This window comes from Mycolicibacterium lacusdiani, assembly GCF_021916785.1.
Classification (GTDB): domain Bacteria; phylum Actinomycetota; class Actinomycetes; order Mycobacteriales; family Mycobacteriaceae; genus Mycobacterium; species Mycobacterium lacusdiani.
The window spans coordinates 867,668-884,637 of record NZ_JAKCFC010000001.1 but is presented as its reverse complement, the minus strand read 5'-3'; the positions used below and the strand labels follow the sequence as shown (position 1 = coordinate 884,637).

16 protein-coding genes are annotated in these 16,970 nt (G+C 69.1%); 7 read left to right on the top strand and 9 right to left on the bottom strand.

Translation table 11 applies throughout. From position 1 onward, the window contains the following. The first annotated feature begins 18 nt into the window (after positions 1-18). Both LOK44_RS04330 and LOK44_RS04325 read left to right on the top strand, forming a co-directional pair. Positions 19-741, top strand: a complete 723-nt coding sequence (locus tag LOK44_RS04330) for an MgtC/SapB family protein (RefSeq protein ID WP_237568787.1) — start codon at positions 19-21, stop codon at positions 739-741. 14 nt (positions 742-755) lie between these two features. Then, positions 756-1,745: a GGDEF domain-containing protein gene (locus tag LOK44_RS04325; RefSeq protein WP_372481189.1), complete on the top strand. Its 990-nt coding sequence runs from the start codon at positions 756-758 to the stop codon at positions 1,743-1,745. A 10-nt stretch (positions 1,746-1,755) separates the two neighbouring features. Here the strand turns inward: LOK44_RS04325 and LOK44_RS04320 are convergent, their stop codons facing one another. After that, positions 1,756-2,805, bottom strand: a complete 1,050-nt coding sequence (locus LOK44_RS04320) for a GGDEF domain-containing protein (RefSeq protein ID WP_237568785.1) — start codon at positions 2,803-2,805, stop codon at positions 1,756-1,758. A gap of 172 nt (positions 2,806-2,977) precedes the next feature. Here LOK44_RS04320 and LOK44_RS04315 point away from each other — a divergent pair, with 172 nt between their 5' ends. Then, positions 2,978-4,519, top strand: coding sequence for an FAD-binding protein (locus tag LOK44_RS04315; protein WP_237568784.1), 1,542 nt, complete (start codon positions 2,978-2,980; stop codon positions 4,517-4,519). On the opposite strand, the gene LOK44_RS04310 is transcribed toward LOK44_RS04315, so the two are convergent. Further along, a complete protein-coding gene (locus LOK44_RS04310; RefSeq protein WP_237568783.1) occupies positions 4,476-5,198 on the bottom strand; it encodes a TVP38/TMEM64 family protein in 723 nt (240 codons plus the stop codon). The genes LOK44_RS04315 and LOK44_RS04310 overlap by 44 nt on opposite strands. A 59-nt stretch (positions 5,199-5,257) precedes the next feature. Here LOK44_RS04310 and LOK44_RS04305 point away from each other — a divergent pair, with 59 nt between their 5' ends. The 4 genes from LOK44_RS04305 (at position 5,258) to LOK44_RS04290 (ending at position 9,325) form a co-directional block, all read left to right on the top strand. Then, positions 5,258-7,642 (top strand): AAA family ATPase, encoded by a 2,385-nt coding sequence (locus LOK44_RS04305; RefSeq protein WP_237568782.1) that lies wholly within the window; start codon positions 5,258-5,260, stop codon positions 7,640-7,642. A gap of 11 nt (positions 7,643-7,653) precedes the next feature. After that, entirely contained in the window at positions 7,654-8,679 is a 1,026-nt protein-coding gene (locus tag LOK44_RS04300) for a zinc-binding dehydrogenase (protein WP_237568781.1), read from the top strand. 61 nt (positions 8,680-8,740) lie between these two features. Beyond that, positions 8,741-8,944 (top strand): hypothetical protein, encoded by a 204-nt coding sequence (locus LOK44_RS04295; protein WP_237568780.1) that lies wholly within the window; start codon positions 8,741-8,743, stop codon positions 8,942-8,944. A 150-nt stretch (positions 8,945-9,094) separates the two neighbouring features. Continuing rightward, positions 9,095-9,325: a hypothetical protein gene (locus LOK44_RS04290; protein ID WP_237568779.1), complete on the top strand. Its 231-nt coding sequence runs from the start codon at positions 9,095-9,097 to the stop codon at positions 9,323-9,325. On the opposite strand, the gene LOK44_RS04285 is transcribed toward LOK44_RS04290, so the two are convergent. The 7 genes from LOK44_RS04285 to LOK44_RS04255 are packed head-to-tail and all read right to left on the bottom strand — an operon-like array spanning position 9,322 to position 16,740. Beyond that, positions 9,322-10,143, bottom strand: coding sequence for an LLM class flavin-dependent oxidoreductase (locus tag LOK44_RS04285; protein WP_237568778.1), 822 nt, complete (start codon positions 10,141-10,143; stop codon positions 9,322-9,324). The genes LOK44_RS04290 and LOK44_RS04285 overlap by 4 nt on opposite strands. 6 nt (positions 10,144-10,149) lie before the next feature. Further along, a complete protein-coding gene (locus LOK44_RS04280; RefSeq protein ID WP_237568777.1) occupies positions 10,150-10,662 on the bottom strand; it encodes a hypothetical protein in 513 nt (170 codons plus the stop codon). A gap of 27 nt (positions 10,663-10,689) precedes the next feature. Continuing rightward, positions 10,690-12,183, bottom strand: a complete 1,494-nt coding sequence (locus tag LOK44_RS04275; protein WP_237568776.1) for a sodium:solute symporter family protein — start codon at positions 12,181-12,183, stop codon at positions 10,690-10,692. A gap of 15 nt (positions 12,184-12,198) precedes the next feature. After that, positions 12,199-13,803: a thiamine pyrophosphate-binding protein gene (locus tag LOK44_RS04270; protein ID WP_237568775.1), complete on the bottom strand. Its 1,605-nt coding sequence runs from the start codon at positions 13,801-13,803 to the stop codon at positions 12,199-12,201. Beyond that, entirely contained in the window at positions 13,800-14,756 is a 957-nt protein-coding gene (gene speB / locus LOK44_RS04265; protein ID WP_237568774.1) for an agmatinase, read from the bottom strand. Before speB ends, LOK44_RS04270 begins: the two co-directional genes overlap by 4 nt. Then, entirely contained in the window at positions 14,753-16,345 is a 1,593-nt protein-coding gene (locus tag LOK44_RS04260) for a purine-cytosine permease family protein (protein WP_237568773.1), read from the bottom strand. Before LOK44_RS04260 ends, speB begins: the two co-directional genes overlap by 4 nt. Then, positions 16,342-16,740 (bottom strand): YybH family protein, encoded by a 399-nt coding sequence (locus LOK44_RS04255; RefSeq protein ID WP_237568772.1) that lies wholly within the window; start codon positions 16,738-16,740, stop codon positions 16,342-16,344. Before LOK44_RS04255 ends, LOK44_RS04260 begins: the two co-directional genes overlap by 4 nt. Between the last annotated feature and the right edge of the window lie 230 nt (positions 16,741-16,970).

The window sequence follows — 16,970 nt, the reverse complement described above, 5'->3', positions numbered from 1 at the left end:
GTGGAGCATGATCACGGCATGCTGGCGGTCGATCTGCTGACCCGTGTCGGGCTCGCGACCCTGCTCGGCGTCGCAATCGGGTTCGAGCGTCAGTGGCGGTCGCGGATGGCGGGCCTGCAAACCATGGCCCTGGTGAGCATGGGCTCGGCGCTGTTCCTGATCCTGAGCGCCTACAGCTTCGACCAGGAGGGTGACCGCCTTCGCGTCGCGGCCCAGATCGTCTCGGGGATCGGCTTTCTCGGCGCCGGCGTCATCATGAAGCAAGGGTTGTCCGTGACCGGCCTGAACACCGCCGCGACGCTCTGGTCCACGGCGGCCGTCGGCGCGCTCGCAGGCGCGTGGATGTGGCGCGAGGCGATGGCCGGCGCCACCATCATCGTCGCGGCCAACTGGTTTCTACAGCCGCTGGCCAATCGCATGGATCGCGTCCACACCGCGGGCCGCAGCCGGGAGGTCACGGCCGCCGATTACCTGGTTCGGGTCATGTGCCCGCGTGAGGCGGGCGCGGACGTCAAGGCTTCGATCTCGACCGCGCTGCCCTCACCGGACTTCCGACTGCGCGCCCTGCGGACCCGACCGGCCCACGATCCGGGCCACGTCGAGGTGGAGGCGGAATACTCGACGTCGGCGCGCGACGACCAGGCTGCCGAGACGGCCGTCCGGGAACTCAGTCAGCACGACGGCGTGACATCGGTGAGCTGGCGCATCGCCGACGAGCAGGCCGCGGACTGGACCCGGTGACCCGCGGGGTCGTCGTGCATCGCTTGAGTTCGCCCGCCGCAGGGGACAACCGCGCAGTCGGCAGGCAGCGAGTGCGGCTGCTGCGGATCTATCTGAGCGCGACGACGTTCCTCTACGCCTACGGGGTCGTCTTCACCCTGTTCCCCGTGCGCACCGACCTGGTCTACGGCAATCCGGTCGGCGGCATCATCGCCATCGCCCTTGGCGTCCTCGGACTCGTCCAGCTCGTGCTCAAGCCGGATCGGACCACATTGGCAACCTGGGCTGCGGTCGCGGCCACCCCGGTCGTGATGGCGTTCCACGTCACGATGACCGCCGAATACGTCTGCCTGATCGCACCGATGTTCTTGGCGATGTACATCCGCGCCTTCCATCCGACTCGCCGGGCATGGACGCTGATCGCCGTCCTCACCGCCGCGTGCTTGGTGGCGGTTGCCATCGCGCCTGCCCCACACGTCGGCGTCATCACCTTCCTCATCATCACCGTGGCGATCACCGGCGCCGCCGAATCCTTCGGCCTGCTCGTGCGTGCAATGTTCACCGCAGCGTGCACCGACCCGCTGACGGGTCTGCTGAACCGCGCGGGCTGGGAGATCGAAACGACGGACCTGCTCGCACGACACCGCGCGGCGCCGGTGGCGGTGACCATCGTCGCCCTCGACATCGACGGGCTCAAACGCGTCAACGACACGTACGGACATCAGGCCGGGGATCAGCGCATCGTCGACTACGCCGAGCAGTGGCGACGAGCGGCCCCCCGACGCACGGTGCTGGCCAGGCTGGGCGGGGACGAGTTCGCCGCGTGCTTCGTCGACGAGAGCCCCGCGACCGTCGACGAATTCGTCCGCGACGTGCACCGGCTCACGCCCGACGTCAGCCTCGGCACGGCCACCCAGATGTCACCATCGGCCAACATCGCCGACCTCTGTGCCCGGGCCGACGCCGCCCTCTACCGCAGCCGGGGACGGCCGTTGCGCGACGACTCGGGGGCTGCTGCCGAGTGACCGGCCGCGGCTAGGTAAGCCGGGCCCGCTTCTCCACGTACATGAGTTCATCGGCACGTGCCAATAGCTCGTCGACCGAGCCGGAATCGGTGGCGCACACGCGCATCAACCCGAAACTCGCCGAGATGCGGTACGCCCGTGACGTGGTGTCGTTGAAGCGCTGCAGCGCGGCGAGGAGCCGCTCCTGCAACTCGGCGGGATCGGCCGCGGAATCGGTGACCAGGACGGCGAATTCGTCACCGCCCATCCGGGCGAGGAGATCCGACTCGTGCAGCGTGGCTCGAAGCACGCGCGCAACGTCGGCGATCAGCGCGTCGCCGACCGCGTGCCCCAACTCGTCGTTGACGAGCTTGAGTCCGTCGACGTCGATGAAGCCGAACACGCAATCGCGACCGTTTCGGCGGGCCTCGAGCAGGGCCGGTTCCGCCGCGAGGTAGAAACCGCGGCGATTGCCGACGCCGGTGAGGTCGTCGGTCACCGACAGCTGCTGGATCTTCTCGTTCGCCCGCTCCAGTTCGACGGTCCGGTCGAGCACCCGTTGCTCGAGTTCGGCGTACACGTGGACGTTCTCCATGGCGATCGACGTGGCGTCGGCCAGGGCTTGCAGCAGAGCCACTTCCCGCTCCGACGGTTCGCGTTCGTCTGCCCAGTAATTGCCGATCGCGCCGACGGGGTCGAGGCTGCGGATCGGCACCATCACCAGGCTCTTTGATGAACGTCGGACGGTAAGCGGCATGGGTATCCGTGCGTCGTCGTAGACGTCCGCGATCACCACGGCGGCGCGGTTGACCATCGCCCAGCCGCCGATGCACGAGTCCATCGGGAAGCGACTGCCCTTGAACAGCGGCGAGATCGCATCCTCGTCGGCGTAATTGCACATGTCACCGTCGCGCAACACGATGGTGGCGCCGTCGCAACCGGTGAGTTCGCGCGCCGACGTCGCCACCGTGCGCTCGATGTCGGCCAGCGTGCGGGCGAACGACAACTCCTGCACGGCCGTCAGCAGGCGGTCCATGTCGCGGGCTCCGGCGGACGACGACGCTGAATCGTCGACGGGCATTCCACCTCCGGGACGGATCATTGCTGGCAGCGACCGCTGGGCAGTCGCCCGACCCTACACTGGATGTAGAAACTGACGCGCGGGTCAGCGTTTGCTGACTCCGAATCGTCTGTGTCACCAACTCGACCCGCGTATGGTCCGTCGTCATGGGCAGCGAGGACGGACGACGTTCGTGAGGGCGCTCGACGACACGGTCGACGTGCTGGTGGTGGGATCGGGCGGGGGAGTCGCCGGTGCCTACACGGCTGCCCGCGAGGGCCTGAGCGTGCTGCTCGTCGAGGCGACCGATCGATTCGGGGGCACGACCGCCTACTCGGGCGGGGGCGGAATGTGGTTCCCCTGCAACCCCGTTCTCGTTCGCGCGGGCTGCGACGACACCGTCGACGACGCGTTGCGATACTTCCGTGCCGTGGTCGGCGACCGGACGCCGGCGGATCTGCAGGAGGCCTACGTACGCGGCGGTGCCGCCCTGATCGAGTACCTCGAAGCCGACGAGCGCTTCGCGTTCAAGATCCTGCCGTGGCCCGACTACTACGGTGAGACGCCCGGAGCGCGCGCCGACGGCATGCGGCACATCGTGTCCAGAGCGGTCCCGGACAGCCGGCTCGGCCGGTTCCAGGGCCTGGTGCGCGGCCCACTCGACCACGAGCGGCTCGGGAGCCCTCCGCCGGACCTGCTCGTCGGCGGGCGCGCACTCGTCGGTCGGTTCCTCGCCGCGATGGCCGACGACGTCCGGGTGGCCGCCCACCTCGAGACCCGCCTCGTCGATCTGATCGTCGACGACGGACGGGTCATCGGCGCCGTCGTCGAGCACCAGGGCCAACGCCAGGTCATCCGGACCCGCCGCGGAGTCCTGTTGGCAGCAGGCGGTTTCGAGCAGAACGCCGACATGCGCGCCCAGTACGGCGTGCCCGGTTCGACGACCGACAGCATGGGTGCGCCCGGCAACACGGGGCTCGCGCACCGCGCGGCCATCGCCGCGGGAGCGGGCACGGATCTGATGGATCAGGCGTGGTGGTCACCGGGCCTGATCCATCCCGACGGGCGGGCGGCCTTCGCGCTCGGCATCACCGGCGGCATGTTCGTCGACAAGCGCGGGCGACGGTTCGTCAACGAATCCACCGCCTACGACCGCTCCGGGCGGGAGATCCTGAAGGCCATGGCGGCGGGCACCGTCGGCCGGCCGTTCTGGTTGGTCTACGACAGCCGGGACGGCGATCGACCGCCGGTGCTCGCGACCAACGTGTCGTTCGCGCCGACCAGCGAGTATCAGTCGGAAGGGCTGTGGCGGGAGGCGGCGACGCTGGGCGAACTCGCGGAGGTGATCGAGGTGCCCGCCGACGAACTCGCGGCGTCGGTGCGCCGCTTCAACGAACTGGCCGCCAACGGCTCGGACGACGACTTCGGCCGCGGCGCACTGCCCTTCGACCTCGCCTTCACCGGCGGTGTGCCGCCGATGGCGCCGATCGACACGCCGCCCTACCGCGCGGCAGCGTTCGGCGTCTCCGACCTCGGCACCAAGGGCGGTCTGCGGACCGACGTGCACGCCCGTGTCCTCGACACCGCCGGTCGCCCCATTCCCGGCCTCTATGCGGCGGGCAACACGATGGCCGCCGTGTCGGGGACGACGTACCCGGGTGGCGGCAATCCGATCGGCGCCTCCATGCTGTTCAGTCACCTGGCGGCGATGCACATGGCGGGTTCGGCTCCGTAGACCGGTTGCGCCACGCCCGCCATCCCCGGTGCGCCGCAAAGGTTCCGATGACGGCGGTGACGCACCAGACCCCGATCGCGGTGTACGCCAGCGGCGCCGACAGGTCACCGATCGACGCACCCAGCGCGGTGTAGACGAACGCCCGTGGTGCCGATCCGATGAATGCTCCGACCGCCATCTGCCACAGCGGAACTCCGAACGCGCCGAACGCGTAGGAGGCAAACGCGTCGCTGATGCCCGGGACGAAACGCTGTCCGACGACGGCCCATAGGCCGTGCCGCTGGATCTGGTCGTCGATGCGGTCGGCGCGGCGGGCGCCCAGCAGGACACGCGCGCTGTCGCGGCCCGCCCGCCTCCCGATCAGACTGGTGATCACCGCCGTGCCCACCGCCGAGCCGATGGTCACGAAGGTTCCCGTCACCGCGCCGAAGAGCACCCCACTGCCCGCGGCGAGCAACGGGCCGGGAACGAACAGCGCGCCCAGTACCGCCGAGACCACGACGTAGGCCAGCGGCGCAGCGGGCCCGGTTGCCGAGACGGCACTGCGGACGACGTCGAGGTCGACGACGCGCGCAACCCCAACCAGGTAGAACAACCCCAGGAGCAAGGCCGCGAACACCGCGAGCCGCACCACGTGAGATCTACGGGAGGGGGCGGGCGCACCGTCGTCGTCGGTCATTCTGGGATTGATTGTGCCGCAGGCGAGGGTACGGTTGCCGACGCAAGGGGGTGATGCACGTGACGGCGCCGGCGCGCGACTTCGTGCTGACCGAAGAGTTCAGCCATGCCCTGGCCCTACTCGGCGGGGGCAGTCACGTCTTCCTCACCGGCAAGGCAGGTACGGGGAAGTCGACGCTGATCCGCCGATTCATGGCCGAGACCCACCGCAACGTCGTCGTCGTCGCGCCCACCGGGATCGCCGCACTCAATGTCGACGGCTACACGGTGCATCGGTTGTTCGGCTTCTCCACGACTACCTCCCTCGACGACGTGCGCACGGGCCGGTACTACCCTGGCCGCTTCGCCAAGCTGCTCGCCAAACTCGACACGCTGATCATCGACGAGGCCTCGATGGTCCGCGCCGATCTCTTCGACCAGGTGGCTGCGGCGCTCGAGCGCTTCGGCCCAACGCCGGGCACACCGTTCGGCGGCGTGCAGATCGTGTTGGTCGGCGATCTCTACCAGCTGCCGCCTGTGGTGCAGGAGAACGAATCCGCTTACCTGGCCAGCCGATACGCCACCCCGTACTTCTTCTCCGCGGACAGCTTTCGTCGTGAAGACTTCCCGACCGTCGCGCTCACCACCGTGTTCCGGCAACTGGGCGACGATCGAATGACGGCCATCTTGAACGAGATTCGCGAGGGCGTGCTGGTCGGTCACGCCCGCGAGGAGTTGAACGCTCGCACGGACCCGGACTTCGTGCCACCCGATGACGAGTTCTGGCTCACCCTGGCCCCAACCAACCGGCTGGTGACGGCGCGCAACCGGCAGCGCCTGGAACGCCTGCCGGGAGCGGAGATCGAGCACCACGCCAGGCGGTCCGGAGACCTGAGCCTGTTCGACCCGCCGGTCGAGGAGGTACTGCACTTCAAGGTCGGCGCACAGGTCATGATGCTCACGAACGACCAGTCCGACCGCTGGGTCAACGGCACGCTCGGCCGGGTGGTCGCCGCGTCCCACGGCGGCGAACGGGTCGTCGTCGAGTTCACCAGCGGCGACGCCGTCGAGGTGACGCCATACACGTGGGAAGCCACCCGGCCCGTGGTCGACGGGAACGCGCTGCGCCGCGAGGTGATCGGCAGCTACACCCAGCAGCCGTTCAAACTGGCGTGGGCGATCACCATCCACAAGAGCCAGGGCCAGACCCTCGAACGCATGATCGTGGATCTCAGCGGCGGAATGTTCTCCTTCGGCCAGCTGTACGTCGCGCTGAGCCGGTGCACGTCGATGCGCGGGCTGATGCTCAAGCGCCCGGTGCTGCCAAAGGACCTCAAGACCGACCGCCGTGTCGCGCGGTTCCTGCGGTCCGCGGTCACCGACGACCGGGCGCGCCGCTACTGCGCGATCGGCATGCTCACCGTCGGTGACGAGGGCCGCATGTCTCGGCCCCGCCCGGTCGAACTGGCAGTGGCGTTCGACGACGGCACGGCGGTCAGCACACTGGTCAATCCGCAACGCGATCTCGCCGACGCACGGCAGGCCTACGGCATCACCGTGACCGACATCCTCCTCGCGCCGACGCTGGCCGAGGCCTGGACCCTGTTGGCGCCGATGCTCGAGGGCTGCACACCGGTCGGCGTCGGAATGGACGACACCCTCGGCCTCCTCGACTTCGAACTGAAACGGCTGGGTCACGTCGTCGGCATGCCGCTGGGCGTCGACGTGCCGTCATCTGGCGCGCAGCCGGAACAGCGCCGCGGACTCACCGCCGGTAGTGCGCTGGAGCGGGCACGCGCCGAACTCGCCGCGTTCGGCATGGCCGACGTGGGCCAAGCAGGCACCACGGCGTTCGACGAACCGGCCGACACCGATTCGCCGTCTGGGCACCTGATCAGTCGAAATCACGAAACCCCTACGCCCGCATCGATTCACCTGCCCGCGCTGTCGGCGATACTCGACACCAGTCGCGACGTCGGGGCGGCGCTGCTCGGGCGCTCGCCCGTCAAGTCGTTGGATCCCGACACCGCATGGGTGAAAGCGGCCCGACAGTCGATCGCCGACCAATTGCGTGCCGCTGCTCGCCGAACCCCGCTCACAGCCGAGGTGCTCGACCGGCTGCGCGAAACCGAACGCGTGCTCGGACACGTCATCGTCGACGAGGCCGTGGTGTCGGCCCACGATGGGGTCGACGTCCACGAAGTATTGGTGCCGGGTGCGCGGGTGTGCTTCACCGGCACGGCGGAAGACGCCGACGGCAAACCGATCCCGCGGACCACGATGGAGCGCATGGCAGCATCGGCGGGACTGGTCTCGGTGCCGTCGGTCACCAAGACGCGGTGCGAGGTGCTCGTGACCGCAGAGCCGGGAACGCAGTCGGGCAAGGCGCGCAAGGCGCGTGAGTTCGGCAAACCGGTGCTGTCCGTCGACGAGTTCCTGACCTGGATCGCCGGCACCCGACCATAGACTCGGCTGTCATGCGCACAGTGGTGATCGACGCCCCGGGTCGGGTTCGAGTCGACGACCGGCCCGACCCCGGCCTGCCCGGCCCCGACGGCGCCGTGATCGAGGTGACCGCCAGCGCGATCTGCGGGTCGGACCTGCACTTCTACGAGGGTGACTTCCCCCTCGCAGAGCCGGTCGCGCTCGGTCACGAGGCGGTCGGCGTCGTCGTCGACGTCGGACCCGACGTACGGACCGTACGGGTCGGCGACTCCGTGCTGGTGTCCTCGGTCGCCGGCTGCGGATGCTGTGTGGGCTGCGCGTCGGGTGACCCGGTGACGTGTCTGTCCGGTCCGCAGATCTTCGGATCCGGCGTGCTGGGTGGGGCGCAGTCGGATCTGCTCGCCGTCCCCGCCGCCGACTTCCAGCTGCTCGCCGTGCCCGAGGACGTGGACAGCGAGGAGGCGCTGCTGCTCACCGACAACCTCGCCACGGGGTGGGCGGGTGCCCAGCGCGCGGACATCCCGCCGGGAGGGACGGTCGTGGTCTTCGGCCTCGGCGCCGTCGGATTGTGCGCCGTGCGCAGCGCGATCGTCCTCGGTGCCGGCACGGTGTTCGCCGTCGACCCCGTCGAGGGCCGGCGCGACCGTGCCGCGAAGAGCGGTGCCACGCCCCTTCATCCAGCCGACATCTCCGCAGTGCACGACGCCACCGGTGGTAGGGGAGCGGCGTCGGTCATCGACGCGGTCGGCAACGACGCCACGATGACGGCGGCGCTGACCTGCGTGCGTCCCGGCGGTACGGTGTCCGTCGTCGGCGTGCACGACCTCGATCCGTTCCCGTTCCCCGCGCTGATGAACCTCGTGCGGAGCGTGACGATGCGGATGACGACCGCTCCGGTGCAGCGCACCTGGCCGGAGCTGCTTCCGCTGCTGCAGTCGGGTCGTCTCGACGTGAGCGGAATCTTCACCGACACATACGGTCTCGACGATGCAGCGAACGCCTACGCCGCAGTGGCGGCTCGATCCGGCGATTGCGTCAAGGTCATCCTCACGCCCTGACCGAGCCGCGTCCGCGGAAAATCAGTTGCGCAGACCCTGCCCACCGACGTTCCATCGAAGGATGAGCGAGACGGGGAGGGCAAATGGACGCGACTGGAGGCGGCTCTGGTGCGTCCCGCAGTCGGCGCGCGAGCAACCGTCCTGCGAAGACTGGAACACCCTGCGCGTCAACGCGATCGGATCGACGTGGGGACGGGGCGGGCGCGACGTCGGTGACGGCGTCGCAGCGTGGTCGGCCACGATCGTCGCCGAATTGACGCGCTGACCGGTGGCCGCTACCGGGTAGCAGGTAGCCCCCGGTGCGGAAACGCGCACGCCCGGATGGCTGCCTGCGTCGATGTGCGCGCCGTCGGCTTCGACGATTCTCAGATGGTGCCCCACGGTGGAGCGCAGCACACGACGAGGGAGTACCGAGATGAAGATCCAACCCACCCTGATCCTGGCCGGACTGGCCGCCGGAGCCGTTGCCGCCGGAGTCTCGTTGGCGCCGAACGCGTCTGCTGCCACGGAGCTGGCATCGTGCCAGAACCGCGGGCAGGAGACCACGGTCTGCCAGACGCCGGGCAATTACGAGGGTCAGTTCTCGCCCACCATAGAGGCGCCGTCGCAGTTCGAGTTCCCGTACGGCTTCCTCGGTGCGATCTAGCTCCGCAGCAGTGGAGCGACGCGGGTGCCGATGGCACGGATGAACTCCGTTGCGTCCGCGCCGACGCGGGGCTGCAGCACGATGGTGTCCACGCCGGCGTCGATCCATTGCCGCACACCGTCGGCGACCTGCTCCGCGGTGCCACGCACCTCGGTGTCGGCGTGGTCGTCGTCGAGGCCGCAGGACACGTAGGCGACCACGTGGTGGGGCCGCGGCTGTTCGGCCGCGGCCCGGATGACCGAGACCGCCGCCCGCACCGCGTCGGGCGACGTGCCCGACGTCAGCACGGTTCCAGCGGCGAGTTCGCCGCTAAGCGCGAGCGTCTTAGGTCCCGTCGCAGCGAGCAGCACCTCGACGGGCGTGCTCGGCGGCCAGTCCAGTCGGACGTCGGACAGCGTGACGTACCGGCCCACGGCGTCTACGGTCGCACCGTTCAGCAGAGCCGTCAGCGCGGTCGTGTACTCGCGCAGCAGCGTCAACGGCGAACCGACGCGCTCGCCGACCTGCGCCATCCAGTCCTGGACGCCGTGACCGATGCCGAAGCGCAGTCGGCCCGGGAACGTCCGCTCGAGCATCGCGATCTCCATCGCGAGCAGCGCGACGTTGCGCAGCGGCACGGGCAGCACGCCTACGCCCACGACCAGTCTGGTGCTGTTGGCGAGTGCGATCGCCGCGGCCGACAAGCCGCCGTGGAAGAAGCAGTCCTCCCACAGCCACAGTTCGTCCACGCCGGCGGCCTCGGCCGCCTGCGTGGCTGCTCCCAGCGTCTCCGGCGGGTTCTCCGGCCGGAACACGCAACCCACTCGTAGTGACGTCACGGTCGGTCAGCCTCGCACGGATGTGGTCAGTGGCGCGCCCTCGGCGTCCTGCAACAGGCAGATCACGGTGCTGGGTAGTGGAATCGCCCCGGTGCGGTCCTGCTTCGAATCGATCAGGTACGTGATGGACAGGTCGCCGCGGCCGCCGCCGGTGTATGCGTCGACCCCGGCCGCGCAGGCCTTGTCTCCCACGTCGGCAATGGCGGCATCCACCGCGACCGGCGCCAGCAGGTACACCTCGGCGCGGTGCGGCGTCGCGCAGTCGACGACGGAGACGGTCGCGACGCCGACGTCGACGGCCGGTACCTCCGCGATGCACTCACCGACCGACAGATCCACCCACTGCTTGGTGACTGCTGCGGGTGCCGGGGGTGGGATCGCCTGCGACGTCGACGAAGTCGGGGAGTCCAGAGCCGCAGACGAGGTGGCGTCGGTCTCCTCAGGAGGCGTAGCGCACCCGGTCAGCCACGAAATGCCAAGCAGCGCAACGCTCACGCGGATGGTTGGCCGACGGAGCATGCCGGGAGTCTAACCGCGAACGCCCCGTCACGTGGCAACACGATGGGTGTCCGCGGTATCGCGTCCCGCCAGGCGGGCGTCCCACACCTCGAGCACCTCGGCGGGCGTGCGCTTGGTGACCAGACTCCCGACCACGTAGGCGATCAGGCTCGCGGCGAGCCCGTAGTAGATCGGCTCGTTGGCCAGCACGTCGCCGACGACGAACATCGTGCCGAGCGTGACGACGGTGCCGGCGATCATCGACCACAGCGCCCCGGTCCCGGTGGCGCGCTTCCACAGGAAGCCACCGAGGATCGACACCAGCAGACCGCCCACCAGGATGTCGTAGGCGACCGTCAGGGCGGCGACGACGTCGTTGAGCAGCGCGGCGATCACGATGACGACGATGCCCAGCACCACGACGTACAGCCGGTCGGAGTGCAGGTTGCCCTCCTGGTCTCCGCGGGTCCGCTCGGTGTTCTGGTCCGCGGTCTCGCGACGCCCGATCAGCCTGCCCAGCAACGGCTTCACGTCGGTGCGGGCCACGGTGGCGGTGGCGATCAGCGCGCCCGACGCCGTCGACATCATCGCGGCCACGGCGGCGGCCAGCACGATGCCGCTGATGCCGACGGGGAGGATCGACTCGGCGATCTGGGCGTACACGTCGTCACTGGCCTCGACGTCGGGCAGGAAGGTCGATGCGGCCGTGCCGATCAGCGCGCCCGCGACGCCGTACAGCAGGCAGTAGATCGCCGCGGCCGTACCGCCCCACTTCGCCACCTTGGGTGATCGTGCCGTGAACACTCGCTGCCAGATGTCCTGGCCGATCAGCATGCCGAAGCTGTAGACGACGAAGAACGTGATGATCGTCTGGGTGCCGATCGTGCCGAGGTCGAAGGCGGCGTCGCCGGCCCGCTCGCGGATGCCATCGAGCCCACCCGCCTTGTTCCACGTGAACGGCAGCAGCAGGAAGAAGATGCCGATCGTCTTGAGGATGAACTGCACCATGTCGGTCAGCGTGATCGACCACATGCCGCCGATTGCGGAGTAGAGCATGACGATCGCGCCGCCGATGATCACCGACACCGTGCGGTCGGTGCCGAAGAGCACGTTGAACACCGTCGCGTAGGCGATCGTCGACGTCACCGACAGCATCAGCGTGTAGGCGACCATGACGATCCCCGACGTCGACGTCGCGTCGACGCCGTAGCGCAGCTTGAGCATCTGCGCCACCGTGTACACCCGCAGCCGCTGGATGCGCCCCGCGAACGCCACCGACAGCAGCAGCAGGCCGACGGCGATCGCGACGACAAGCCACATGCCCGAGATGCCGTACCGGTAGCCCAGTCCCACGCCGCCGACCGTCGACGCGCCGCCGAGCACGACCGCCGCCATGGTGCCGGTGTAGAGGCCGGGTCCCAGCCGGCGCCCGGCGACGAGGAAGTCGGCGGAGTCCTTGGTCCGCGTCTTGCCCCAGAAACCGAACGCCAGCATGGCGCCGAGATAGACGACGACGATGACGACGTCGAGTGGCTTACCCATGGTGTGACTCCTCGCTCAGGTGGGAGAGAACATCTTCAGTACGGCGGACAGGACGACCACGGCGGGTCCGGTGGTGGTGAACGTGCGGGCGACCACGTCGCCGACGTCGTCGAGCGTTGCCGCGTGCGCCGGGATGCCGAAACTGCTTGCCAGCGATACGAAGTCGGGCTGGGACAGCTCGGTGGCCGTGGCCTGGCCGAACGCATTGGACATGTACTCGCGCAGGATGCCGTAGCCGCCGTCGTCGACGATCAGCCAGGTGACGTCCGCGTCGTGCTGACGGGCCGTGGCCAGTTCGGCGATGGAGTACATTGCACCGCCGTCGCCGGATACCGCGAACGTGCGCCGACCCGATCCGATGGCCGCCGCGACGGCCGCGGGGTAGGCGAAGCCCAGACCGCCTGCGCCCTGGGCGGAGTGGAACTCGCCGTCGAGCGGATCCCACGCCGACCACGCCCAGTACCCCGCGATGGTCATGTCCCAGAAGGTGTGAGCAGCGGCGGGAACGGCGGCACGCAGATCCGCCATCACCCGTCGCTCGGCGTCGACGTCCTCGGTTGCGAGCCGTTCCTCGACCGACCGGCGGAGCGTGGCAGCGATTCCGGCGCCGGTGCGCTGCTCGCGCGGTGTCACGCGGTCGGCGATCCCACGCAGTGCCTGGGCGGCGTCGGCGTGCACGGCGAGTCCGGGGTGATTGGCCTGCAGCACGCGGGATTCGGCGTCCACGTGGATCAGCCGGCCACGCGGTGTGAACGTGAAGTAGTTGCTGGTCACCTCGCCCATCGCCGTCCCGACCGCGAGCAGCACGTCGGCGTCGGAGAGCAGGTCGGTGGTGTGGCGGTCCTCGATCCACGACGCCGCCGACAGCGGATGGGCGAACGGGATCGCGCCCTTGCCGCCGACGGTCGAGACCACGGGTGCGTCCAGGCGTTCGGCCAAGGCGACGAGTGCCTCCGACCCGCCGCGGGAGCGCCGCACGCCACCACCGGCGAGGATGACCGGACGCTCTGCGCCATCAAGCAATTCGGCGGCGGCGTCGAGGACCTCGGGGCGGGCGGCGCGCGTGACGTCGACCGCGGTCACGCCGGTCACGGTGGGGACGTCCACGGGTTCGAGCAGGACGTCCTGCGGCACTTCGACCCACGTCGGGCCTGACGGAGCGGACTGCGCGAGTGCCCATGCGTCGGCGAGCAGGCTGGGGATCTGCGCGGCATGTTCGACCACGGCGGTGCTCTTGGTGACGTTGACGGCGCTGCGCTGCTGGTCGTCGAGTTGGTGCAGCATGCCGCGCCGCAACCCGAGGCCCGAGCGCGGCACCTGACTGGTGATCACGAGCAGCGGCACACCCGTGGCGTAGGCCTCCTGCAGTGCCCCCAGCGCGATCAGCGCGCCCGGTCCGGTCGAGAGGAACAGCACGCCCACCTCGCCGGTAGCCCTGGCATACCCGTCGGCGCCGAAGGCCGAGTTGTTCTCGATGCGCGAGCTGACGAACTCGAGGTCGCTTCGCCGGATCGCATCGAAGAGGCCGAGGGCGTGCTGGCCGGGGATGCCGAAGACGTGCGAAGCGCCCAGCGCGACAAGTGTTTCGACGACCACGTCACCGCCATTCCTGGTCGTCACGGGCGCGCGCGTTCCTCGTGCCGCATCGCCAGCAGCGTCACCAGGTCGTAGGCCACGTGCGATGCCGAGACGCCGGTGATCTCGGCATGGTCGTAGGCGGGGGCGACCTCGACGACGTCGGCGCCGACGAGATTCAGTCCGTGGAAGCCGCGCAGGATCTCCAGCAATTCACGGCTGGTGATGCCGCCCGCCTCCGGTGTGCCGGTACCCGGTGCGTGTGCCGGATCGAGGACGTCGATGTCGATCGACACGTACACCGGCCGGTCGCCGAGGCGCTGCCGAAGCTTGTCGACGACCTCGCGCACGCCCTGGTAGTACACGTCGGCCGACGTGACGATGCCGAAGCCGAAGCGGCGGTCGTCTTCGAGGTCCTTCTTGCCGTACAGCGGGCCGCGGGTGCCGACGTGCGACAACGCCTCGGTGTCGAGGATGCCCTCCTCGACGGCCCGGCGGAACGGCGTGCCGTGGGTGTACTCCGCGCCGAAGTAGGTGTCCCAGGTGTCGAGGTGCGCGTCGAAGTGCACCAGCGCGACCGGGCCGTGCCGCTGAGCGGCAGCACGCAGCAGGGGCAGTGCGATGGTGTGGTCGCCGCCGATGGTGACCAGGCTGGTGCTGTTCGCGGTGAGCTCCACGGCCGCCGCCTCGATGGTCTCGATGGCCTCGTGGATGTTGAACGGGTTGACCGCGATGTCGCCGGCATCGGCCACCTGCGCGATCTCGAACGGCGATACGTCGAGACCCGGGTGGTAGGGCCGCAGCAGTCGCGACGACTCGCGCACGTGGGTCGGGCCGAACCGGGCGCCGGGGCGGTAGGACACCCCGGAGTCGAACGGCACGCCCGCCACGACGATGTCGGCCTTGGGCACCTGGTCGAGGCGCGGCAGGCGGGCGAAGGACGCGGGCCCGGCGAAGCGCGGCGTCTTCGAGGCGTCGATGGGTCCGATGGTGCTCATGTCGTCGACTCCTCGTGCTTGGCCAAGGGGGTCTTGGCAGTGGTTCCCGATGCGTCCACGGACGTGATGGGAATGTCGGACGGTGGTCCCACGGGCACCAGGCGTGGCCCGTCGGGACCGAAGGCATCGGCGGGCTCCGGCTTGACCCACAGCAGCAGCGGATACAACACCGCGGCCAGTCCGATGCCGACGGGGATGGAGAGGTCGATGCCCTCGGCGAGATCGCCGAGGGGACCGACGAATTGATCGGGCAGGTTGACGAAGCAGATGCTGAACGCCGCCGACACCAGCCAAGCGCCGAGGCCACGCCAGTTCCAGCCGTGGGTGAACCAGTACCGGCCGCCGCGCTGGCGGCGGTTGAAGACCTGCAGCGCGTCGGAGTCGTACCAGCCGCGCCGGACGAACCAGCCGATCATCATGACGACCATCCAGGGGGCGGTGCACGTAACGATCAACACCGCGAACGTCGAGATGCTCTGCACGACGTTGAACGCGAACTTGCCGACGAAGATGAACCCGATGGCGATCGCGCCGATGAACACCGTCGCCTGCACCCGGCTGAAGCGCGGGAAGACGCTGGAGAAGTCCAGGCCGGTGCCGTAGAGCGCGGTCGTGCCCGTCGACATGCCGCCGATCAGCGCAATGAGGCACACGGGCAGGAAGTACCAGTTCGGCGACACGGCCAGCAGTCCGCCGACGTAGTTGCCCTCGTCGATGAACTCCGGAGCATTCGACGCGACGACCGTGGCGGTCACCAGGCCGAACAGGAACGGCACCAGGGTGGCGATCTGGGCGCCGAACGCGGCAGCCATCGACTTCCACGCCGGGGTCTCGCGAGGGATGTATCGCGACCAGTCACCAAGGAACGCACCGAAACTCACCGGGTTGGACATGACGATCAGCGCTGCCCCGACGAAGGACGGCCAGTAGAGGGCATTGGTCGCGGCGTCGGCGTCCGGGCCGAAGATGCCTGCGTAGCCCGCGTCGAAGGTGCCGCCGAACGCGACGATCCCCAGGAGGAACAGCACCGTGGCCGCGACCACCGCGATCTTGTTGACCAGCAACATGAATCGGAATCCGTAGATGCACACGACGAGCACCATCAGGGCGAAGATGCCGTACGCCACGGCCACCGCGGCACCGTTGGGCGCCGCGTCCGGCGCGCCACCCATGGCGCGGGTGGCGCCGCCCACCAGGACGTCACCGGAGGTCCACACCGAGATGGAGAAGAACGCGACCGCGGTCAGCAGCGAGAGGAACGATCCGACGACGCGGCCGTGCACGCCGAGGTGCGCCGAGGACGACACTGCGTTGTTGGTGCCGTTGCGCGGACCGAAGAGCGCCATCGGTGCGAGGATCGCCGCGCCGAGGATGAGGCCGAGAAGCGTTGCGAGCAGGCCATCGCGGAACGACAGCCCGAAGATGATCGGGAAGCTGCCGAGAACCACCGTGGCGATGGTGTTGGCGCCGCCGAAGACCAGTCGGAACAGGTCGAGCGGCCGTGCCGTCCGCTCGGCGTCGGGAATCGGCTCGACGCCGTGGGTCTCGACCTCGGTGATCTTCGGTGGTGCGGCGAGCGGTTCGGTCACGAGACTGCCGGTGCCGTGGACAGGTGCTCGTGCACGGCGACCACGCGGTCGCCGTCGAGCACGAACACGATGGTTTCGCGCTCACGGCTACTGGTGTGCTCACCGCCGACCGACGTGACGGTGTCGACGGTGTGGCTGAGTACGGCCACGTCGCCGAACGTCTGCACCATCCGCTCGCTGCTGACGCAGGACACCACCCGCCATCCGTCGGCGAGCCACGACGCCCAGAGCGCCTCGTAGGCGGCGCGGTCGTTCAAGCGCGCCGGTTCGGGATGAAAGACGAACGTGGCGTCGGGGGAGAAGCCTCCGAAGTACGCCGCGGTGTCGGTGGCAGCGAAGGCTGCGACGAGATCGTCGGTGGCGGTCAAGACTCGATCGCTGGTCAGCGTCGTCATGGGAGGGCCCGGTCCTAAGAGTGCGGATGTGGTGCGGGTCACTGTAAGTCGGCAGGATTGGCTCGGCAAGCAGTTCGTTCGTTACGCGTGCGTTTCGGATCATGAATTGCCGTCATGGTGCAGAGTTAACGAGAATTAGTGGCCGATGCGGGTGCCTGTGGTGATCGATGTGTCGGTCGGGCGGGTCGAAAGATCTCGCCGCGAATCTCAGCTGAGCGTGAGGAAGGAGT